The following is a 16,830-nucleotide window of genomic DNA, read 5'->3' as shown; positions in this document are numbered from 1 at the left end:
GATTGCCATGACTGCTCATTCCACTGATCTGATTGACCAGGTTCTCTCGATCACTCCCGGTTCGCATCTCGACAAGCTACGCCGTCATCGCGAGGTGGCCCGCGAGAACATCCAGAAGGCCTACCTTGCTCTCTTCGCACCTGTCGATACGACTTCGGTATCTTTGGTAGAGCGCTTTGCAATTGCGAGTTTTGTTTCCGCCTTACAGGCGCAGCCAGTACTCGCCGACCACTACGCCTCTAGCTTGGCAAGGCTGGATGGTGGCCCCGGTATCTCAGCCGTCATCAATGCCGAAGCTGAGCGTGGCGCCACCGCAGGACCTTACGGAGTTTACCCGGCGGGGCCATTGTCAGCCGAGAACAAGATCGGCTTGCACTTCGCCGTCAGCTCAGATGCGCGCAAGTTCCTCGGCGAGCGGCTCGCCACAGCCCTCGATCATGCCCACCTTCTTGTGTTCCGCCCGCGTGACAGTAGCCGGGCGGCACTCGAAGGGCTGATAAAAGCTGGATGGAGCACGGAAGGCATCGTCACTCTGTCGCAACTTGTGGCCTACCTCGCCTTCCAGTTGCGGCTGGTCGAAGGCTTGATTGTCTTGGCCAGTGCCGGCATCCAGCCCGTTAACAACAACGCCGTCACAAGCATCAATCCGGTCCTTTCCGCCAGCAGCAACCTCTGAGGCTATAATGAGCGCGATTTCCGCATTCCCTACCGAAGCACCTATCGTCAACGCCTTCACTCAGGAAGAGCTGAGCTGGACTCCGTGGCTTGAACCACTGGCAGAGTCAGAACTGACGGACCGGCATCGCGCCGGACTAGTCGACGCCTCCCGCGCTAAGTCTCCTTACTTCATGCTTCTGGCCCACGACCCCGAGGTGCTCGAGGCGCGCACGCGGGCCGACAAGGACATTTTCTATAACCCTGTCGGCGGGCTGCCGCGGGCAGAGCGAGAACTTTCAGCCACAGCGACATCGCGTCACAACGGCTGCATTTTCTGTGCTTCTGTTCATTCGCGTTTCGCCTCGAGCCATTCTAAGCGCCACGAGGATGTGCAGCGCCTTCTCGATGAGGGCACGGGGGCAGATCTGGGCGAGCGTTGGAATGCGGTGACCGCTGCCGCCGTCGCACTATCAGATACGCCAGTCAGCTTCGACGAGGCGGAGATTGCACGACTTCGTGCGGCAGGTCTTTCGGATTTCGAAATTGTGGATGTTGTGTCCACCTCGGCATTCTTTAATTGGGCCAACCGGCTGATGCTGTCACTGGGTGAACCTGTGGCGCCAAAGGCTTCTTGATGCTTGCCCTTTGCGAGACAGAAACGCAGGCTGCGGCGGACAACTTTCGGCAGGCCATGCGCCATCTCGCTTCAGGGGTCAGTATCATCACGGCGGGGACAGGAGCTGACCGGAGTGGTTTCACTGCCACTTCGGTCGTTTCCCTTTCTGTTTACCCGCCACGCCTGCTTGTCTCCATTGATGAGCGGTCAGCAACCTGGCCGTTGATCGAACTGAATGGCGGGTTCACAGCGAACCTACTTTCTTCTGGACAAAAGCACCTTGCGGAAGTCTTTGCTGGCCGCACAGGTCTGCACGGGGCCGAGCGTTTTGTGGGCTCAGAATGGCGCGAGTACTTGTATGCAGGCTTTGCTCTTGAAGGCGCGCTAGCCACAGTTCATTGCCGCCTTGAAGAGGTGATCGAGCGACACGGCCATAGGCTCGTTATCGGCGAAGTACTCGGAAGCAGGACGTTAGTCGCCGGCGCGCTCGTGTATATAGGAGGGCGTTTTACTGCGCTGTAACGCGAACCTATCGACATCGCCTTTGCTTTCTACCATGACTGTATCTGATGCAGTTGGCATGAGCTGATGCTTGAACTTACTCTTCACTGCAAAGGCAGCTATCTAGATCAATGCTGCGAAAGCTGCCGGTCCGCTGCCGGCCCCCTATCGGCCAATAGCGACAGTCGCAAAGCCATGTCCGCTTTTGCAGCGCACCACCCTAAAGCCGCCAGTCTGTTCACGGCCCCGGGCAAGACATCGGCCAGGGTAACGGGCGATGGCGGCTTTCAATGATCCGGCGACCAAAAGCTGTCTGTCCATTTACGGCCCCAATGTAGACGCTGGCTAGAGCGGAGTCGTGGCCGTACGCGAAGGCGAAGCTTGCTCTAAGTTGGATTATTGCGGCGGCGGCCACTTATCTTGTCGCCGCACCAAGGGCAGCAGGGAATCACAATGCCTTCATTGAGAGCAAAGAACCCGTCGCCACTCACAGGGAGCACGTAGAACAGGTTGCTGACATGCGCGCCTTCGCCGATCAAGATGGTACTGACGAAGATCAGCTTTTCCTCGACCGCTTCTGCCAGGCGGCCACGGGTGCAAGTTGGGCGAGCAGCCCAGGTGAAGCTTCCCCACACATCCCGGTCTTGGTCATTGTAAATCATGCAGCCCCAACACTAAGAAGGCCAGTGCGTTCCGAGTTGAAACATTTCAACGTTTAACGAAACCCCGGACGCAGCGACAGATTAGCAGGGCTAAGCTCCGGTAGGCTGGCTATCCTTATGAACGCTTGTCACACTGCCCAGCTGCTAAAGGGTTTAAACCGCTTTCGTACAAACTCAGCGTCGCCTCAATATCTTCGAGGTGGTGAGCGAAACCACGCTCAAGGGCTTCGGTATGCCGGCGCAGCTCATCACGCTTGGAAATCAGATCCTTGTGCTCAGCCCTGAGGCCTTTGATTGCGAGATTGACGCGGTCTCGGTGGGATGAAAGCCTTTGAACAATGGGCGCTGGCTGCCTGGACGCTGCCGCGACTCCCGCGTCGGCTTGCCGAATGGCAGGTCGGTCTTCTGACAACCCAGATTTGTCACGCGCGGTCATATCTCCTCCAAATCGCTTTTCCAAACTCTGCGGATTGGACTTTGATGACATCTGCTGGGATATCGCCATGGACCACGCGGGGACCAAGCCAAACTTTGCGTTTATGTTAACGCTACGGCCTAGGCTCGAGCATGCGGCGTCGGTTCGTCAGGGCTAAGGTGTGGGTAAATTGAGAGACAGTTTGCGAGGGCCCTATCGGTTTGTTAACCCTGTTTCGGGGGCGTAGGATGATCCACAGATTGCTAAAGTCGCGGCGGGCAGAACCTGCCGAGTTCCGTTCAAAGTACATTATACCGCGTCCTGTTCCTTCGGTCTTCGAACTGGTAGCAGCCGCGATGAAGCAGACAGTGAATAGCAAGGCTCCTGCACGCTTTCCTTCTATGATTATGGCGGCAGATCCCTCACGCAGGCGCGCCGTGCCAAGCACGTTGCTGAAGCCGGCAAATGATATTTGATCTCTCGGTGATGCTGCGGGTTAGAGCCTTTCTTTAAGGGGGCTTGCGGGTTGCCGCCAGACCAACGCTTTCATCCTGCAGATGTGCGCACCTGTGCCACGGATTGCGCACTAACGTCACGGCCGCAGGCGTTTGACAATCGTACGCCTTATCCTGGCTTTGCTGAATATCCTTCTCGAGCGGGAACGCAGAACTCAGTTGAGGAGTGCGATGCGCCGTAACTCTTCGAAAGATCGAGGACATCTGTTCCATCATGCTCCAAGCCGTGAGCGTTCTGGCTACTGGTCCCTACCCTCTTTTGTCTTCCGACGCTGCGTGGGAAAAGCGGATGTTTACCGGACAGGTGCATTTGGTGCGATCTTCGGGACGCTTCGCTTCTGACCGCCTGATGGTGTGCTGGGTGAGTCCCGTTGATCTGCCCCGAGCAGCGACTACCGAAATCTCGCGGCGCCAGTTGCGGTTCTCTATCAAAGCCGGATGACGTCTTGCATTCGCTTTGTAAGGACCTGCTCCACCGTCGAATAGCCGATCCAAGCCTCCGGCCCCTGCGCCCGTTCAGCCGCGGCGAAGATATCGAAGCTGTTCGCTCGGTCTAAACCGTTCAGCTCCTCCCAAGCTAGGGGCACTGCAACTGTGCCGCCCGCCCGGGCACGCGTCGACCATGGGCAGATGGCAGTACTCCCCTGCCCGTTTCGCAGATAGTCGAGGAACATGCGGCCCTTGCGGCGAGCCTTGCTCATGTTGGCAACGAAACGGTGCGGCTCGGTCTTGGCCAGGAGCTCAGCGAAGTTCTGGGAGAATGACTTCACAACGTTCCAATTAGCCTCGGGCACCAGCGGCACCACGACATGGATCCCTTTGCCGCCAGAAACCAGTGGCCAGGACTGGAGACCAATGGTCGCCAGGATGTCCCGGATGTCAGTGGCCGCCTGCTTGACGTGGCTGAAGTTGAGGTCTTCGTCTGGATCGATGTCGAACACCATGCGCTCCGGCAGGTCCGGGGAGTGCCGGTCGCTGCCCCATACGTGGAACTCCAGGGTGTTCATCTGCACGCCGCCAACCAGCCCGGATAGATCTTCGATCCACAGGATGCGGCTTTCAGTTCCCTTCATCTTGGTCAGCTGACCAGCCTTGAGCGTCGTCGGCATACCCGGCAGCTGGTGCTTCTGAAAGAAGGTCTTCGCCAGGTCACTGTTCGTGTCCCGAACCAAGGAGAGCGGCCGGTCCCTGAGGTGCCGCAACATTTTGTCCGCGACAGCGGCATAGTACGCCACCAAGTGCGCCTTGGTGATCTCGGTGCCCGGGTACATGACCTTGTCAGCGTTTGAAAGCTTTACGCCCACTGCGGCGGCGATCTCCTTGCCCAATTCTGGGTCGAGGCCCGACGCGGCGTTCCTGACGTCGCTCGCCGCTTCCAGCACGACCTGAGACGCCCTCTTGTCGGCACGCATACCCTGGTAGCTGGCGTGCCGGACTGAGCCATCAGGAGTGATCTCAGCATAGGCGACCTCGGCCACCAGCTCTGGCCGCACCCAATGGGCCTTTCGAGCGATGTCGCGCGGCACTGACGCAAAGGCTGGCTTCTCGACGCGGCGAGCTTCCATCTGCTTGAGGATCTTGTGCCGCATGGCATCACTGAAGCCAGTCCCGACACGCCCTCGGTAGACGAACTGACCTTCCTCGTAGGTGCCGAGGATCAGGCTTGCCATGCCCTTTCCATTCTCGCTGGGGCGCCAGCCGCCGATGACGAATTCCTGGCGCTTCGTGCACTTGATCTTGCGCCAGCCGGTGGTGCGGTCACCGACGTACCGCGCATCGGCCTTCTTGGCGATCATGCCCTCATGTCCGCCGGCTGCCATGGCGTCAAAGACGGCTTGGCCATTGTCTACGACATGGTGGCTGTACTGCAGGCTGTCGCTGCCGTCGCGCTGACCAATCAATCCCTCCAGAACGGCCTTCCGCTCAACCAGAGGTAGTCGGGTAAGGTCCTCACCATCCTTCTCAAGTATGTCGAAGGCGTAGAACTTGAGCGGAATGCCGGCAGCGATGCCGGTCTTGAGCATCGAGAAGTTGGTGCGTCCAGCCTTGTCGATGGCCACGATCTCGCCGTCGAGCAGAACGGAGCCCTTGGTCAGCGCCTTAAGCGGCGGAAGGAGCACCTTGAACTGCTCGGTCCAGTCGTGACCGTTGCGGGTATAGATACGGACCTCTGACCCAGAGATCGCGACTTGGGCCCGGTAGCCGTCGAACTTCATCTCGAAGAGCCAATCGGCGCCCGTTGGGATGGCCTCACTCAACGTGCACAGCTGGAATGGGCGAAATGTCGGAAGGGGGTAGCTGGGGGTAGATTCTGAGTCCCTGCGGGAAGACCGCTTTTTGCGGGGTGAGGCCTCTACGGCCTCCATGACTCACTCGGGTGCATGGGAGTCGAGAATGCCACGACCTCGAATCAGTTCCGGCCATGCGTCGCGTTGAACCTTAGATTCGCCCCGGCGTTGGACTTTCCCGGACAAACCTGAGGAAGACATTATGCCAAACACAAAGCAGGACCGTGCACGAGTAGCCGCCGGTCAGGACCACGAGGTCAAGTATGAGGCGCACAAGGAAGGCGTCTCAAAGCAGGCCGTGAAGAATGCGGTTAAGGAAGTGGGAAACAGCCGCAAAAAGGTGGAGGGCAAGCTCGAAGAGGGCGACCTGTGACCCCAGATCTTGCTGGCCGCCGTATACTTGTTGTCGAGGATGAGGCCATACTCGCGATGGACATCGCCGCAGAGATCGAGGACCACAACGGTGTGGTGCTCGGTCCAGTCACAACTCTTGATGAGGGCATTGCGGCGCTGCAGCAGCAAAACCCGGACGCCTGCATCGTCAACATCAACCTAGGCCCCAACAAGGTCTATGACCTCGCCGATCTCCTCATTGACAGGGACGTTCCCTTTGTTTTCGCCAGCAGCGAGCCTCGGGCTGCCATACCGGAGCGGTTCAAAGAAGTGCCACTGCATACCAAGCCGATGAAGATGGTTGAAGCCGCGGCCGCGCTCATGCGTAATGGAGCCTAACCACCCGGAGAATGATGCATGTGCGGACGCTTCACCGCCGAGTATACGTGGGCCGAGCTCCATGCGCTCTATAGCTTGAGCGATGAGCTGTTCCCTGTAGCGCCCCACAACATGCAGCCTCGCTACAATATAGCGCCAACCCAGGAGGTGGATTTCGTCGCCTTGGACAAAGGTGGAAACAGGGAACTCCTCCGTGGCCGTTGGTGGTTGGTGCCGTTCTTCGCAAAGGAACTGCCAAAAGCTGCGATGTTCAACGCCAGGATTGAGACCGTCGACACCTCAGGCGCCTTTCGCGAGCCATTCAAGAAGAAGCGCTGCCTTATCCCAGCCGACGGCTATTTCGAGTGGACCACGAGCCTGGTCGATGGGAAAAAAGATCCCTGGCTCCTCCACTTGCCTGAGCACCGCGCCTTCAGCTTCGCTGGGCTCTGGGCACATAATGACAACCTAGGCGTGACAAGCTGCACGATCATCACCGCACCGGCCGTCGAGCATATTGCCCATATCCACGGCCGCATGCCGGTCATTCTCGAAGAGAGCGCCTATGAGGCTTGGTTGTCGGGCGATGCACAAGGTCATGATGCCAAGGCGCTGCTCCTGGATAACCATTTGGACAGCCAGCTCGAGTTTCATCGCGTCGGCCGCGAGGGCAACAGCAGCCGGTATGAAGGCACTGACACCAAGAAGCCGCTGATCAACGCGCTATGAACGTCATCCGCTTTGATCGTCGCAGGAAAACAAAGACCCAGAGAAAGCCCGACGTGATCACCCCCCTTTTGGCAGCTCTTGCCGTAGTGGCGGTTTGTGCGCTGGGTTGGGTGTCAGCCGACAAGTTTCTGCTCAAGACCGCAACCTTTGATCAGCGACCTTCAGCCGCTCCAGCACAGACAAGGGTCAGCTTCAGCATGTGTGGTCGAGAACGCTACACCTGCATCGTTGATGGCGACACCATCTGGCTGGGAGGTAAGAACCTGCGTCTTCAGAGCTATGATACGCCTGAGCCCTACAGGGACATTTGTGGCGGCGCCACAGAGGTTGCGCTGGCCAAGCGAGCAAGCGCCCGGCTGCTTGAACTCCTCAACTCCAACATGTTCACCGTCGACACGTTCGGGCTCGACAACACAGGAGAGCGCACACTCGCAACGATCAAAATCGCGGGGCGTGATGTAGGGGACATTCTGATCGAAGAGCGGCTGGCACGGCGTTGGCCTGACGGAGACGAGTGGTGGTGCCAGTAGTCGATGCAGCTTCCTAAACTGAAAAAGCGAGCTGTTCAGCAGCGGAAGCGGCTTCGGGCTGAAAGCCAGACGCAGTGACGCCGAGCAGCCGAATGGGCAGTCGCGGCGGGAACTGTTTGGCCAGCAGGTCACTCACGATCAGCTCGAACTGGCGTCGTTCGGTCAGATGCGAGGGATTGCTCTTTGACCTCGTGATCTGCTCGAAGTTCGCAAACTTGACCTTGAGAGTGACAGTTCTTGGCCACAACTCGCGGACCTCACAATGGAGCCAAACCTTCGCAATGAGTGGGGCAACCAGCGGATTGGCCTCATCAAAGCTGGAGACATCGATCGAGAACGTGTCTTCTGCTCCAATCGACTTTCGCTCTCTGTTGGGCTTGACCTCCCGATGATCGATGCCCCGCGACAGGTTGAACCAGTACTCAGCTGATCGACCGAAACGTGCCGTCGTCTCCTCAAGCGACAATGCCGCCAGGTCTGCTCCGGTTGTGATGCCTAGAGCATGCATGCGAGCTGCTGTTGCCGGACCGACACCGTGGAACTTCTCTATGGGCAGTGCGGAAACAAATTCAGCTCCTTTGCCCGGTGGAATGACAAAGAAGTTGTTGGGCTTGCGATAGCCGGACGCCATCTTGGCGAGGAACTTGTTGTAGCTGATGCCGGCCGACGAGTTGAGCCCGGTCACAGCTTTGATCTTGGCCCGTATGGCGTTGGCGACATCAGTGGCCAAGGGGATACCTTGCAGGTTCTCAGTGACGTCCAGATAGGCTTCATCAAGCGAAAGCGGCTCGATCAGAGTCGTGTGCTCGGCGAAGATCTCCCGGATCTGCGCCGACACTGCTTTATAGACTTCGAAGCGCGGCGGCACGAAGATCAGGCTCGGACACTTCCGCATCGCCGTGACAGAAGCCATCGCCGAATGGATGCCGAAAGCACGCGCTTCATAGCTCGCAGCAGCCACAACGCCCCGTGCAGCCCCATGCCCAACAGCAACCGGTTTCCCGCGCAGCTGTGGGTTGTCGCGTTGTTCGACGGATGCGTAGAATGCGTCCATGTCGACATGGATGATCCTGCGTATGGTCAAGCTTCAGGTCCTGTGCTTTCCAACATACCAAACCAAGTGGCATCGACAGCTTGCGTCAGCATACGCTCATCGTCCAAACTTGCGGCCGCCTTTGCGCTTGCCGACCCAGGGCATCTCCTCCCGCATGTTTGCTTCCCTGGCTCGTTGCAACTGGATCAGTTCCTCGGTGCTGAGCGGCACAGTCCCTGCCCCATGCGTGCCAGAGAACTCTGGTCGCTTACCCGCGTGGCCCAGGGCGAATGTAGGGTAGCGCCAGCCACATATCGAGCATGTCAGTCTTGAGGCGAGGAAGTCACGCCCGGCGTAGAAGTCGAAGGTCCAGCCCACGCGTAAGGCGAGACGCTCAAGCCGCAGTTGGGCATCGTGACTGCAAAAGTAATAGTGGCTGCAATAGGCGTGGATCGCCCTGCCCGTTTCGCGGAAGTCCTCTAGCGTGCGGATGTCGCGGGCTTCCATCAGTGGAAGTTCCGTCCTGCAGGCAGCGCATCTGCTAGCTGCCTCCGAACGCTCGCATCATACTGCTCCTGCTCTCGGTTGCGGCCCTTCGGCCCACCCGTCTTGCCCTCATCGGCTCGTGCAATGACGCGATCTCCAATCGGCGCTCCGTGGGCAATGGCTGCCATGTCTGGCGTGAGGTCCACGAACTCCTTGGCAATCACGTGAATGACGATGCCTTCACGCTGCAGGGTGCCGCGCACCCCCATGACGCGAGCACCTAAGACAGTTCCTCGGTTGGCTTCAAACACCTTCGGCCAGACAATGATGTTGGCGACACCCGTCTCATCCTCGAGAGTGGCGAAGATGACTCCACTGGCCGTGCCCGGACGCTGCCGGACGAGCACAAGGCCGGCAACTTGGACGGTGGTGTTGGGCTGGAGGGTTCGCAAAGCGTCCGCCGGGACGAAGCGGCGCCTGGTGAGATCCTCGCGCAAGAAACTCATCGGGTGCCCCTTGAGGGAGATCGAAAGCGACCGGTAGTCGTGGATGACCTCCTCACCAGGCGGCATCGGCGGCAACCCACTCTCCTCCTCAACCCAACGGGCCGGCGCTTCTCCCGCCTGGAACAGAGGCAGGGTCTCGGCACCATGCGTTCCGACAAGGCCGCTGATGGCCCAAAGTGCGTCCCGTCGTGACATGCCGATCGACTGGAAGGCATCGGCCTCGGCAAGGCGTTCGAGAACGCTGGGAGAAAGACCAGTCCTGAGCCAAAGGTCCCGAACACTGTCGTAACCACCGCGGCGTCGGGCCACGATCAGGTTGGCATCTGCCGTGCTTAACTTCGCGACAAGATTGAACCCCAGACGCACACCCATATTGCCCCAGATGTCTTCCGACATCTCGGCGTGGCGCGGCGCCAGACCGAGCCCACCCTGATTGGTGCGCTCCATGACGTTCTCGACGTCCGAGAGGTTGATGTCGACGGGCCGGACATCGACTCCGTGATCCATGGCATCACGGATGATCTGCGACGGTGCATAGAACCCCATTGGTTGCGAGTTCAGCAGCGCTGCGGCAAAGACATCCGGATAATGGCACTTGATCCAACATGAGACATAAACCAGCAGTGCAAAGGAGGCTGCATGGCTCTCCGGGAACCCGTAGGAGCCAAATCCTTCAATCTGCTGGAAGCAGCGCTCAGCAAAGTCCTTCTGGTAGCCTCGCTCCAGCATGCCGCTGATGAACTTGTCCCGGAAAATCCCCACACCGCCTGTGCGTTTGAAAGTTGCCATGGCACGTCGCAACCGGTCAGCCTCCCCTGGCGTAAAACCGGCAGCCACGATGGCGATGTTCATGGCCTGCTCCTGGAACAGCGGCACGCCGTAGGTTTTCTTGAGCACCTGCTCAAGCTCAGGCGATGGGTATGAGGTCGGCTCCAAACCCTGCCGGCGCTTGAGGTATGGATGGACCATGTCACCCTGGATCGGGCCTGGCCGGACAATGGCGACCTCGATGACCAGGTCGTAAAACTCTGATGGCTTCAGCCGCGGCAGCATCGACATCTGGGCCCGGCTTTCGATCTGGAACACCCCGATGGTGTCAGCTCGATGGGTCATCTTGTAGACTCGCTCGTCTTCCTGCGGAACGGTCGCAAGGGTCAGCTGGTGCCCATAGTGCTGACGGATGAGATTGAAGCTGCGCCGGATGCAGCTCAGCATGCCCAGAGCCAGCACGTCGACCTTGAGAATGCCGAGCTCGTCTAGGTCATCCTTGTTCCACTCGATGACGGTGCGATCGTCCATTGCCGCATTGGAGATCGGCACCAGATGGTCAAGCCGATCCTTAGTGATGACAAAGCCGCCAACATGCTGCCCCAGATGGCGTGGGAAGCCGTAGAGGGCCTGGGCAATCTCCATGACCATCTGGATCGTTCGGTCTTCCGGGTTGATACCGATGTCGCGGAGCCTGTCGATCGGGATGTCCATGGTGCCCCAGCCCCAGTTGAGGCCGCCGATCGCAGAGATCATGTCGTCGGTGAGTCCGAACACCTTGCCAACGTCTCGCAGCGCACCTTTGGTGCGGTAGGTGATGACGTTGGCGGTCAGACCCGCTCGGTGCCTGCCGTACTTTTCATAGATGTACTGCATCACCTCTTCGCGCCGCTCGTGTTCGAAGTCGACGTCGATATCCGGCGGCTCGTCGCGTTCTGTGGAGACGAACCGCTCAAACAGGAGATCGACCAACATTGGATCGACTTCAGTGATGCCAAGACAGAAGCAAACTGCAGAATTGGCCGCCGATCCCCTGCCCTGGCAAAGGATACCCCGCTCTTGCCGGGCGAAACGCACAATGTCCTGCACGGTAAGAAAGTACGGCGCGTACTTCATCTCCGCGATCAGGGCGAGCTCGTGTTTGAGCCCCTTTTGCACCTTCTCGGGCACACCGTTCGGATAGCGGTTCTTGGCGCCGGCATAGCTCAAGCGCTCAAGCGTCTGCTGGGCTGTCTCACCGTTGCCGATAGTCTCTTCGGGATAGATGTACCGGAGTTGGTCGAGCGAAAAGGAAATCCGCTCAATGAAGTTTGTCGTTTCTGCAAGCGCCTGAGGATGTTGCCGGAAGAGCTCCTCCATCTCCTGAGGAGGATGGATGTAGCGTTCCGCGTTGGGTGCAAGCAGGAAGCCAGCCTCCTCGATGGTGGTTAGCTCGCGGATACAGGTCAGCACGTCCTGAAGAATGGCGCGCCGCGGCTCATGATAGAGGGGTTCCGACGTAGCCAGCATCGGCAGCCCTAATCGCCGACCTACTGCTGCAAGCCTGTTTAGCCTTGCACGGTCGACGCCGTCGAAGCGGTTGAACGCTGCGAGCCACACTCGCCCTGGCGCAGCTAGGGCAATTGTGTGGGCGACCTCTGCATCCTGTTCGACCTGTCCATCGCGTGGGACCACTATCATCAGCTGCCCTTGAGAGGCGACGATAAGGTCCTGCAGCTCGAGATGACACTCCCCTTTTGGTGCCCTTCGGTTGCCCAACGTCAGCAAGCCGGAGAGTTGACCATAGGCGTCGCGATCAGTCGGATAGACAGCAATGTCCGGTGTGCCGTCAGAGAAGACGAGCCGAGTGCCTACAACGAGCCGGAAGTCGGGATAGTCGCTGCGCAGCTCCTTGGCTGCCGAGAACGCACGCACAACTCCTGACAGGGAGTTGCGATCGCATATGCCGATGCCGGACAGGCCAATGCCAGCGGCTTGAGCCACCATTTCGAAGGGATGGCTGGCGCCGCGCAGGAAGGAAAAGTTGGTGGCGGCGAGAAGCTCGGCGTAAGGCTGCATATGAGAACACGTGAATATCTGTTCCCTTTATGTTCTCACCACGCTCTGCAAGAGTCGAGTCTGTTCCAGCGAGCTTCAACAACCGGCGTGCCAGCTTGTAATTGGCTCCTGCGTGAAATTGCCAAACGGACTTATCCCCTCCCTCCCTGGGCAAGCTTACCTTCTTGGCTTATTGAAGGAGGATCACATGGAAGACGAAACAAGACGAACTGAAGCGCAGTACTTGAATGGATTGGCTGTGGCTGCAGTCAGCGGCTCGGTGGCCGCGGTTCTGGGAGGGTTCTCGGTTTGGATGCTGCTGGTGGGCGGCGCAGCTAGCCTGGCGCTACACAGCTTGGCGGTCTGGCGCGTGCGGCAGTAGCGGGGTTCGCCGGATATTCCTATCCAGCGTTAATGGGCACTCATGATTTAGTGCTCATGTGCTCCGACGCCTTTGGCATACCAGGCGGCATAAGGTGTATTCTTGATGAGATACCGATTGTAGTCTGGCTCGCCATCTGTCCACCACACTTCCCCTCGCTCGCCCAAGTCGTGCTTGGCCTTATCCACTGCAATACGAGCAATAGCTTTCTCATGAGCATCTTTTGTGCGCACACGCCTCCGAGCGTCCATAAGCTCGGAGACCAATCGGCTACGTTCGTGCTCGGGCAGATTGGGATTGCTCGCGCGCCAAAGCCGCTCGCGAACCACTATGTATTTCCCATCGGGAGTGCGCAGCGGTTCAGTCATCCAGCAGTCTCAACAGGCAACAGCTATTCGTTCAATCCCGCTGCCTGACGCGCAGAACGTTCCGCCACATCGCCCGCCTGACGGATTTCGGCCTCTGACTGGCCAAGCGCGCGAGCGCTTTCTTCCGCAAGGCGGCGTGCACCTGCGACTGCATCAAGGCGCATGTCTTCGCTCATCGTGTCGGCCCGATCCCGAAGGTCGTCGATAGCAGCTTGTGGGTTCGCGATAGCGTCAACAGCTGGAGCTAAGGAGTGAGGAACATTGAGCTGCACGGTACGAGATCCATCAGCATTTGACTGGACGCTCGTAGACGGTTCATCGCCGTTCGGGGTGTTATCGCACGCGGCCAGGGTGATCAGCGTCAGAAGAGCCACCGGTGCAATGTACTTTTTCATGCGAGACTATGTTCCTTAGATTGTTAGGTGAACAGGCAAGTCCCGGGGCAGCCCAGGGTTCCGTTAGAGCAAAGAAGCAGTTTGCGTTTGCTTCTGTTCCGTCGGTTTGGCGGAATCATGCTAGAGAGGCAGGCCGCGGATCGGCCACTTTGGGGTGGAAAGTTGACCGTCCGCTTTTGTGAGACCTCCGGCTAAAGCAGACGTTTGGTTGGCCAAAACTTAGTCAGGGCATTTAGAACCAAAAGCGACCGACGCTGCTTTTGACGATGTAGTCCAATGGTGGGCTTTGATCCCCAGAAGTACTTCAATGCTTACTGACTACGTGTCGGAGGAGAAGGCAGCAAAGACCGGCATAGTTCGCCTACGCGTTCAGCGAGACTTTTCGAGAACTTGCGACCAATCGTTTCTCACAATCGATAACATGGCTCCGCGGTGCATCAATGGGCAGGACAATGCAGATGGCCGCCAGGACCTCACCGTCGAGGTCAAAGACGGGTGCTGCGATACATTGAGTCAAGCTGTTGATGATCCCTTTAATAACAATCGAAGGCATTCCGGAGGCAGAATGGCATTGTGCTACGAACTCATCCAATGGTAGCACCCGGCCGTTTGGAAGGACGAGGTCTTCGGCGCTAGTTAGGGCCTTGATCTCTTCCGCACTTCGATGTGAGAGAAGCAGGCGGCCCGACGCCGTCCACGGAAGTGGTATCTGCGCACCTATTTCCGAACTTATGCGCTGCGGGCTTGCGCCAGGGTGCATATGGATGATGGCTTGGCGATTGTGGTGCAGTACGCATAGCTCACAAGTCTCGCCGATAGCCAGCGACAGCCTGTCCACCTCTGTCGAGCCGCGTCGGATCAGCTCGTTCTCCTTCAAATAGCTCTTACCATAGAGGTGCATCAGCTTTCCGAAGAACACCTGCTTGCCGTCGCCGCTGAATTCGAGGAGGCCGGCGTCGGTGAGCGCCCCGACCAATTCATAGATGGTGGAGCGCGGAGCCGCGAGACTATTGGCGAGTTCGCTTATGCGCATCGGACGACCGTGTGACTGAAGCTGGGCAAGGAGCGCCAGGAGGCGATCCACCCCACGCTCTCGCTTTGGTGCAGCTTTGGATATTTGCTGGTCAGCCATGTCCATGATCCGTTGAACGAATGGCACGAAACCTCTACCATCCAGTGTAGCAGATACGTGTCCGATATACCAGACAGGAAAATGCCGTGGACCTTTCCAGCAGTGATAACCAGAAGCTAGCGATTCGTGAGCGTCTGGGGCTCCGTCCGATCATCAATGTCGCGGGCACCATGACGGCGCTTGGAGCCTCGATCATTGTTCCCGAGGCCATCGAGGCAATGGCGGAGATTGCCCCGCAATGGGTCGAGATCGATGATCTGCAGCGCCGCGCCAGCGCTATTATTGCACGGCTTACCGGCGCCGAGGCGGGGTTCGTGACGGCCTCGGCTGCCGGCGGGATCATCATGGCCGTGGCGGGAGCAATTGCGGGACCCAGGCTCCTGGCGATCGAGCGCCTCCCGCTCGACACAACCGGCCTCAAGACGGAAGTGGTGGTCCAGTGGGGTCATGTGGTGGGCTACGGCAATACAATTGACCAAGCCGTCCGGCTTTGCGGCGGCAAGCCTGTAACGGCGGGGGCGGTCAGCGCCACCGCGCCGTATCAGGTGGACGAGGCTATCACCGACAGCACCGCAGCCGGCCTTTATGTGGTGGCTCATACCACTATGAGCTACGGCATGCTGACCCTGCCCGAATTCGCCGCGATCTGCCACGCCAAGAATGTCCCTGTCATCGTAGACGCCGCATCGGAATACGATTTCCGCCGCTTCCTCGCACAGGGCGCGGATGTGGTGATCTATAGCGGTCATAAATTCCTGGGCGGCCCTACGACAGGGATCGTCGCCGGCAGCAAGGAACTGGTCCGTGCAGGCTATTTGCAGAACCGCGGCGTCGGGCGTGGCATGAAGGTCGGCAAGGAGAGCATTGCCGGGGTCATGGCGGCGCTTGAAGCCTGGGAGGTGCGTGATCATGCCGGCATTCGCGCGCGTGAGCGCGCGGCGCTCGACCTCTGGGTCGGACGCTTCAACGCGCTCCCGGGCATCGAGGCTGTCATCGTGCCGGACCCAACCGGCAATCCGCTTGATCGACTGGAGGTGCGGGTGAGGCCCGAGAGCGGCTATTCCGCTCACGGTTTGGCAGCGGCCCTCGCGGCAGGCTCGCCGCCGATCATGGTCAGGGGGCACCTGGCCGAACTCGGTTTCTTCCTGCTCGATCCCTGCAATCTTCATCCGGGCGAGGCCGAAATCGTAGCAGAGACCGTTGTGGCACTGATCGAAAGTCCGGCCCGTCCGGAAGGCGCCATGAGCCAGCCGTTCCGCACCTCATCGGCGGGGATGCTGAAGTGGCCTGACTGAAGCTTAAAGCCAGCCCAGCCGGGCTTCCACACGCACGGCGCTTTCCTTGACCAACTCGATCAAGTCAGGGTCCTTCTGGTTTACCTTGTTTTCCGGCACCACGATGGACATGGTAGCCTGGCATACGCCGGAACGGTCGATAATGGGTGCGGCGATACAGGCAACGGAGAAGTTGCTTTCCCCTGCCTGAATGGAGAGCTTATGGCGGAAGGCATCGCCTGCACTATCAGCAAGCACCTGCGGATCGGTCTCAGCCCGGCCCGTCGGTGAAGGCCGGGCGCTAGCCTTGAACGTGGCAAGGCGCTCCTCCGGCGTGAGATGGCCAACCAGAAGCCGGCCCGAAGCGGTCCAGTTCAAGGGACTGCGGGTGCCGATCCGCGCTGCGACCTGGAACTGAACGGGCCCTTCTTCCATGGCCAGGACGACCATGTCGTTGCCGTCGCGGCCACAAACCTGCACGACCTCGCCAGATGCCTGATATAGATGGCGCATCTCGTCGACCGCCACCGACAACAGGTCGAGGTTGCGCGCGTAGCTTAGACCATAATGGTAGAGCCGGTGGCCAAGCCAGATGCTGCCATCGGGCGCGCGGCTGAGCATGTTCTTGCTGACAAGATCATCAACGATCACGTAGATGGTAGAGAGCGGCGCGCCGACGCCCCGGGCGATTTCATAGGCCGTCGCCGGGCGCGTGGCAGCCTGGAGGTAGTCGAGGATCTGCAGAGCCCGATCCATGCCGCTGGTGCGCCGACGGGTGCCGGGTCCGATCGCCGCAGCGTCCTGCACAACTTCATCAAGGCTCAT

Annotated in this window: 19 protein-coding genes; 9 read left to right on the top strand and 10 right to left on the bottom strand. The window is 59.1% G+C overall.

Annotation, left to right across the window (positions count from 1 at the left end):
• Positions 1–7 precede the first annotated feature (7 nt).
• Genes VIL88_RS11535 through VIL88_RS11525 form a run of 3 tightly spaced genes read left to right on the top strand, consistent with a single transcriptional unit; the run spans position 8 to position 1,795 of the window.
• Positions 8–676: a CMD domain protein gene (locus VIL88_RS11535; RefSeq protein WP_331988921.1), complete on the top strand. Its 669-nt coding sequence runs from the start codon at positions 8–10 to the stop codon at positions 674–676.
• A gap of 7 nt (positions 677–683) precedes the next feature.
• The gene (locus tag VIL88_RS11530) at positions 684–1,292 is read left to right on the top strand and encodes an alkylhydroperoxidase domain protein (protein ID WP_331988919.1); all 609 of its coding nucleotides are present in this window, start codon (positions 684–686) and stop codon (positions 1,290–1,292) included.
• Positions 1,292–1,795, top strand: a complete 504-nt coding sequence (locus VIL88_RS11525) for a flavin reductase family protein (RefSeq protein WP_331989326.1) — start codon at positions 1,292–1,294, stop codon at positions 1,793–1,795. Before VIL88_RS11530 ends, VIL88_RS11525 begins: the two co-directional genes overlap by 1 nt.
• 365 nt (positions 1,796–2,160) lie before the next feature.
• Here VIL88_RS11525 and VIL88_RS11520 read toward each other — a convergent pair whose 3' ends face one another.
• From VIL88_RS11520 to ligD, 3 genes are all read right to left on the bottom strand, one after another.
• On the bottom strand, positions 2,161–2,436 hold the full coding sequence (locus tag VIL88_RS11520; protein WP_331988917.1) for a hypothetical protein: 276 nt from the start codon (positions 2,434–2,436) through the stop codon (positions 2,161–2,163).
• A 115-nt stretch (positions 2,437–2,551) separates the two neighbouring features.
• Positions 2,552–2,872 carry a hypothetical protein gene (locus VIL88_RS11515; RefSeq protein ID WP_331988915.1) on the bottom strand — a complete coding sequence of 107 codons (321 nt, stop codon included), beginning with the start codon at positions 2,870–2,872 and terminating at the stop codon, positions 2,552–2,554.
• Positions 2,873–3,794: 922 nt separating this feature from the next.
• Entirely contained in the window at positions 3,795–5,624 is a 1,830-nt protein-coding gene (gene ligD / locus VIL88_RS11510) for a DNA ligase D (RefSeq protein WP_331988913.1), read from the bottom strand.
• Positions 5,625–5,856: 232 nt separating this feature from the next.
• Here ligD and VIL88_RS11505 point away from each other — a divergent pair, with 232 nt between their 5' ends.
• The 4 genes from VIL88_RS11505 to VIL88_RS11490 are packed head-to-tail and all read left to right on the top strand — an operon-like array spanning position 5,857 to position 7,624.
• Positions 5,857–6,027, top strand: coding sequence for a DUF3606 domain-containing protein (locus tag VIL88_RS11505; protein ID WP_331988911.1), 171 nt, complete (start codon positions 5,857–5,859; stop codon positions 6,025–6,027).
• Positions 6,024–6,386 (top strand): response regulator, encoded by a 363-nt coding sequence (locus VIL88_RS11500; RefSeq protein ID WP_331988909.1) that lies wholly within the window; start codon positions 6,024–6,026, stop codon positions 6,384–6,386. The genes VIL88_RS11505 and VIL88_RS11500 overlap by 4 nt, the downstream gene beginning before the upstream one ends.
• Before the next feature lie 18 nt (positions 6,387–6,404).
• The gene (locus VIL88_RS11495) at positions 6,405–7,094 is read left to right on the top strand and encodes an SOS response-associated peptidase (RefSeq protein WP_331988907.1); all 690 of its coding nucleotides are present in this window, start codon (positions 6,405–6,407) and stop codon (positions 7,092–7,094) included.
• Positions 7,091–7,624, top strand: a complete 534-nt coding sequence (locus tag VIL88_RS11490) for a thermonuclease family protein (RefSeq protein WP_331988905.1) — start codon at positions 7,091–7,093, stop codon at positions 7,622–7,624. The genes VIL88_RS11495 and VIL88_RS11490 overlap by 4 nt, the downstream gene beginning before the upstream one ends.
• 13 nt (positions 7,625–7,637) lie before the next feature.
• On the opposite strand, the gene dinB is transcribed toward VIL88_RS11490, so the two are convergent.
• The 3 genes from dinB to VIL88_RS11475 all read right to left on the bottom strand — a co-directional run bounded on the left by dinB (position 7,638) and on the right by VIL88_RS11475 (position 12,475).
• Complete coding sequence (gene dinB / locus VIL88_RS11485) at positions 7,638–8,708, bottom strand: DNA polymerase IV (RefSeq protein ID WP_331988903.1); 1,071 nt, start codon at positions 8,706–8,708, stop codon at positions 7,638–7,640.
• A gap of 66 nt (positions 8,709–8,774) precedes the next feature.
• The gene (locus VIL88_RS11480) at positions 8,775–9,164 is read right to left on the bottom strand and encodes a hypothetical protein (protein WP_331988901.1); all 390 of its coding nucleotides are present in this window, start codon (positions 9,162–9,164) and stop codon (positions 8,775–8,777) included.
• Entirely contained in the window at positions 9,164–12,475 is a 3,312-nt protein-coding gene (locus VIL88_RS11475; protein ID WP_331988899.1) for an error-prone DNA polymerase, read from the bottom strand. The genes VIL88_RS11480 and VIL88_RS11475 overlap by 1 nt, the downstream gene beginning before the upstream one ends.
• 187 nt (positions 12,476–12,662) lie before the next feature.
• On the opposite strand from VIL88_RS11475, the gene VIL88_RS11470 reads away from it, so the two are divergent.
• Complete coding sequence (locus VIL88_RS11470; RefSeq protein WP_331988897.1) at positions 12,663–12,836, top strand: hypothetical protein; 174 nt, start codon at positions 12,663–12,665, stop codon at positions 12,834–12,836.
• A gap of 47 nt (positions 12,837–12,883) precedes the next feature.
• On the opposite strand, the gene VIL88_RS11465 is transcribed toward VIL88_RS11470, so the two are convergent.
• From VIL88_RS11465 to VIL88_RS11455, 3 genes are all read right to left on the bottom strand, one after another.
• Positions 12,884–13,204 carry a hypothetical protein gene (locus VIL88_RS11465; protein ID WP_331988895.1) on the bottom strand — a complete coding sequence of 107 codons (321 nt, stop codon included), beginning with the start codon at positions 13,202–13,204 and terminating at the stop codon, positions 12,884–12,886.
• Positions 13,205–13,227: 23 nt separating this feature from the next.
• Entirely contained in the window at positions 13,228–13,599 is a 372-nt protein-coding gene (locus tag VIL88_RS11460; RefSeq protein ID WP_331988893.1) for a hypothetical protein, read from the bottom strand.
• Between the two features lie 361 nt (positions 13,600–13,960).
• Positions 13,961–14,731, bottom strand: a complete 771-nt coding sequence (locus VIL88_RS11455; protein WP_331988891.1) for an IclR family transcriptional regulator — start codon at positions 14,729–14,731, stop codon at positions 13,961–13,963.
• An 86-nt stretch (positions 14,732–14,817) separates the two neighbouring features.
• On the opposite strand from VIL88_RS11455, the gene VIL88_RS11450 reads away from it, so the two are divergent.
• Entirely contained in the window at positions 14,818–16,026 is a 1,209-nt protein-coding gene (locus VIL88_RS11450; RefSeq protein WP_331988889.1) for an aminotransferase class V-fold PLP-dependent enzyme, read from the top strand.
• Positions 16,027–16,029: 3 nt separating this feature from the next.
• Here the strand turns inward: VIL88_RS11450 and VIL88_RS11445 are convergent, their stop codons facing one another.
• Complete coding sequence (locus VIL88_RS11445) at positions 16,030–16,830, bottom strand: IclR family transcriptional regulator (RefSeq protein WP_331988887.1); 801 nt, start codon at positions 16,828–16,830, stop codon at positions 16,030–16,032.

It is taken from the genome of Devosia sp., assembly GCF_036563435.1.
Taxonomy (GTDB): Bacteria; Pseudomonadota; Alphaproteobacteria; order Rhizobiales; family Devosiaceae; genus Devosia.
This window is presented reverse-complemented; position numbering and strand designations above follow the sequence as displayed.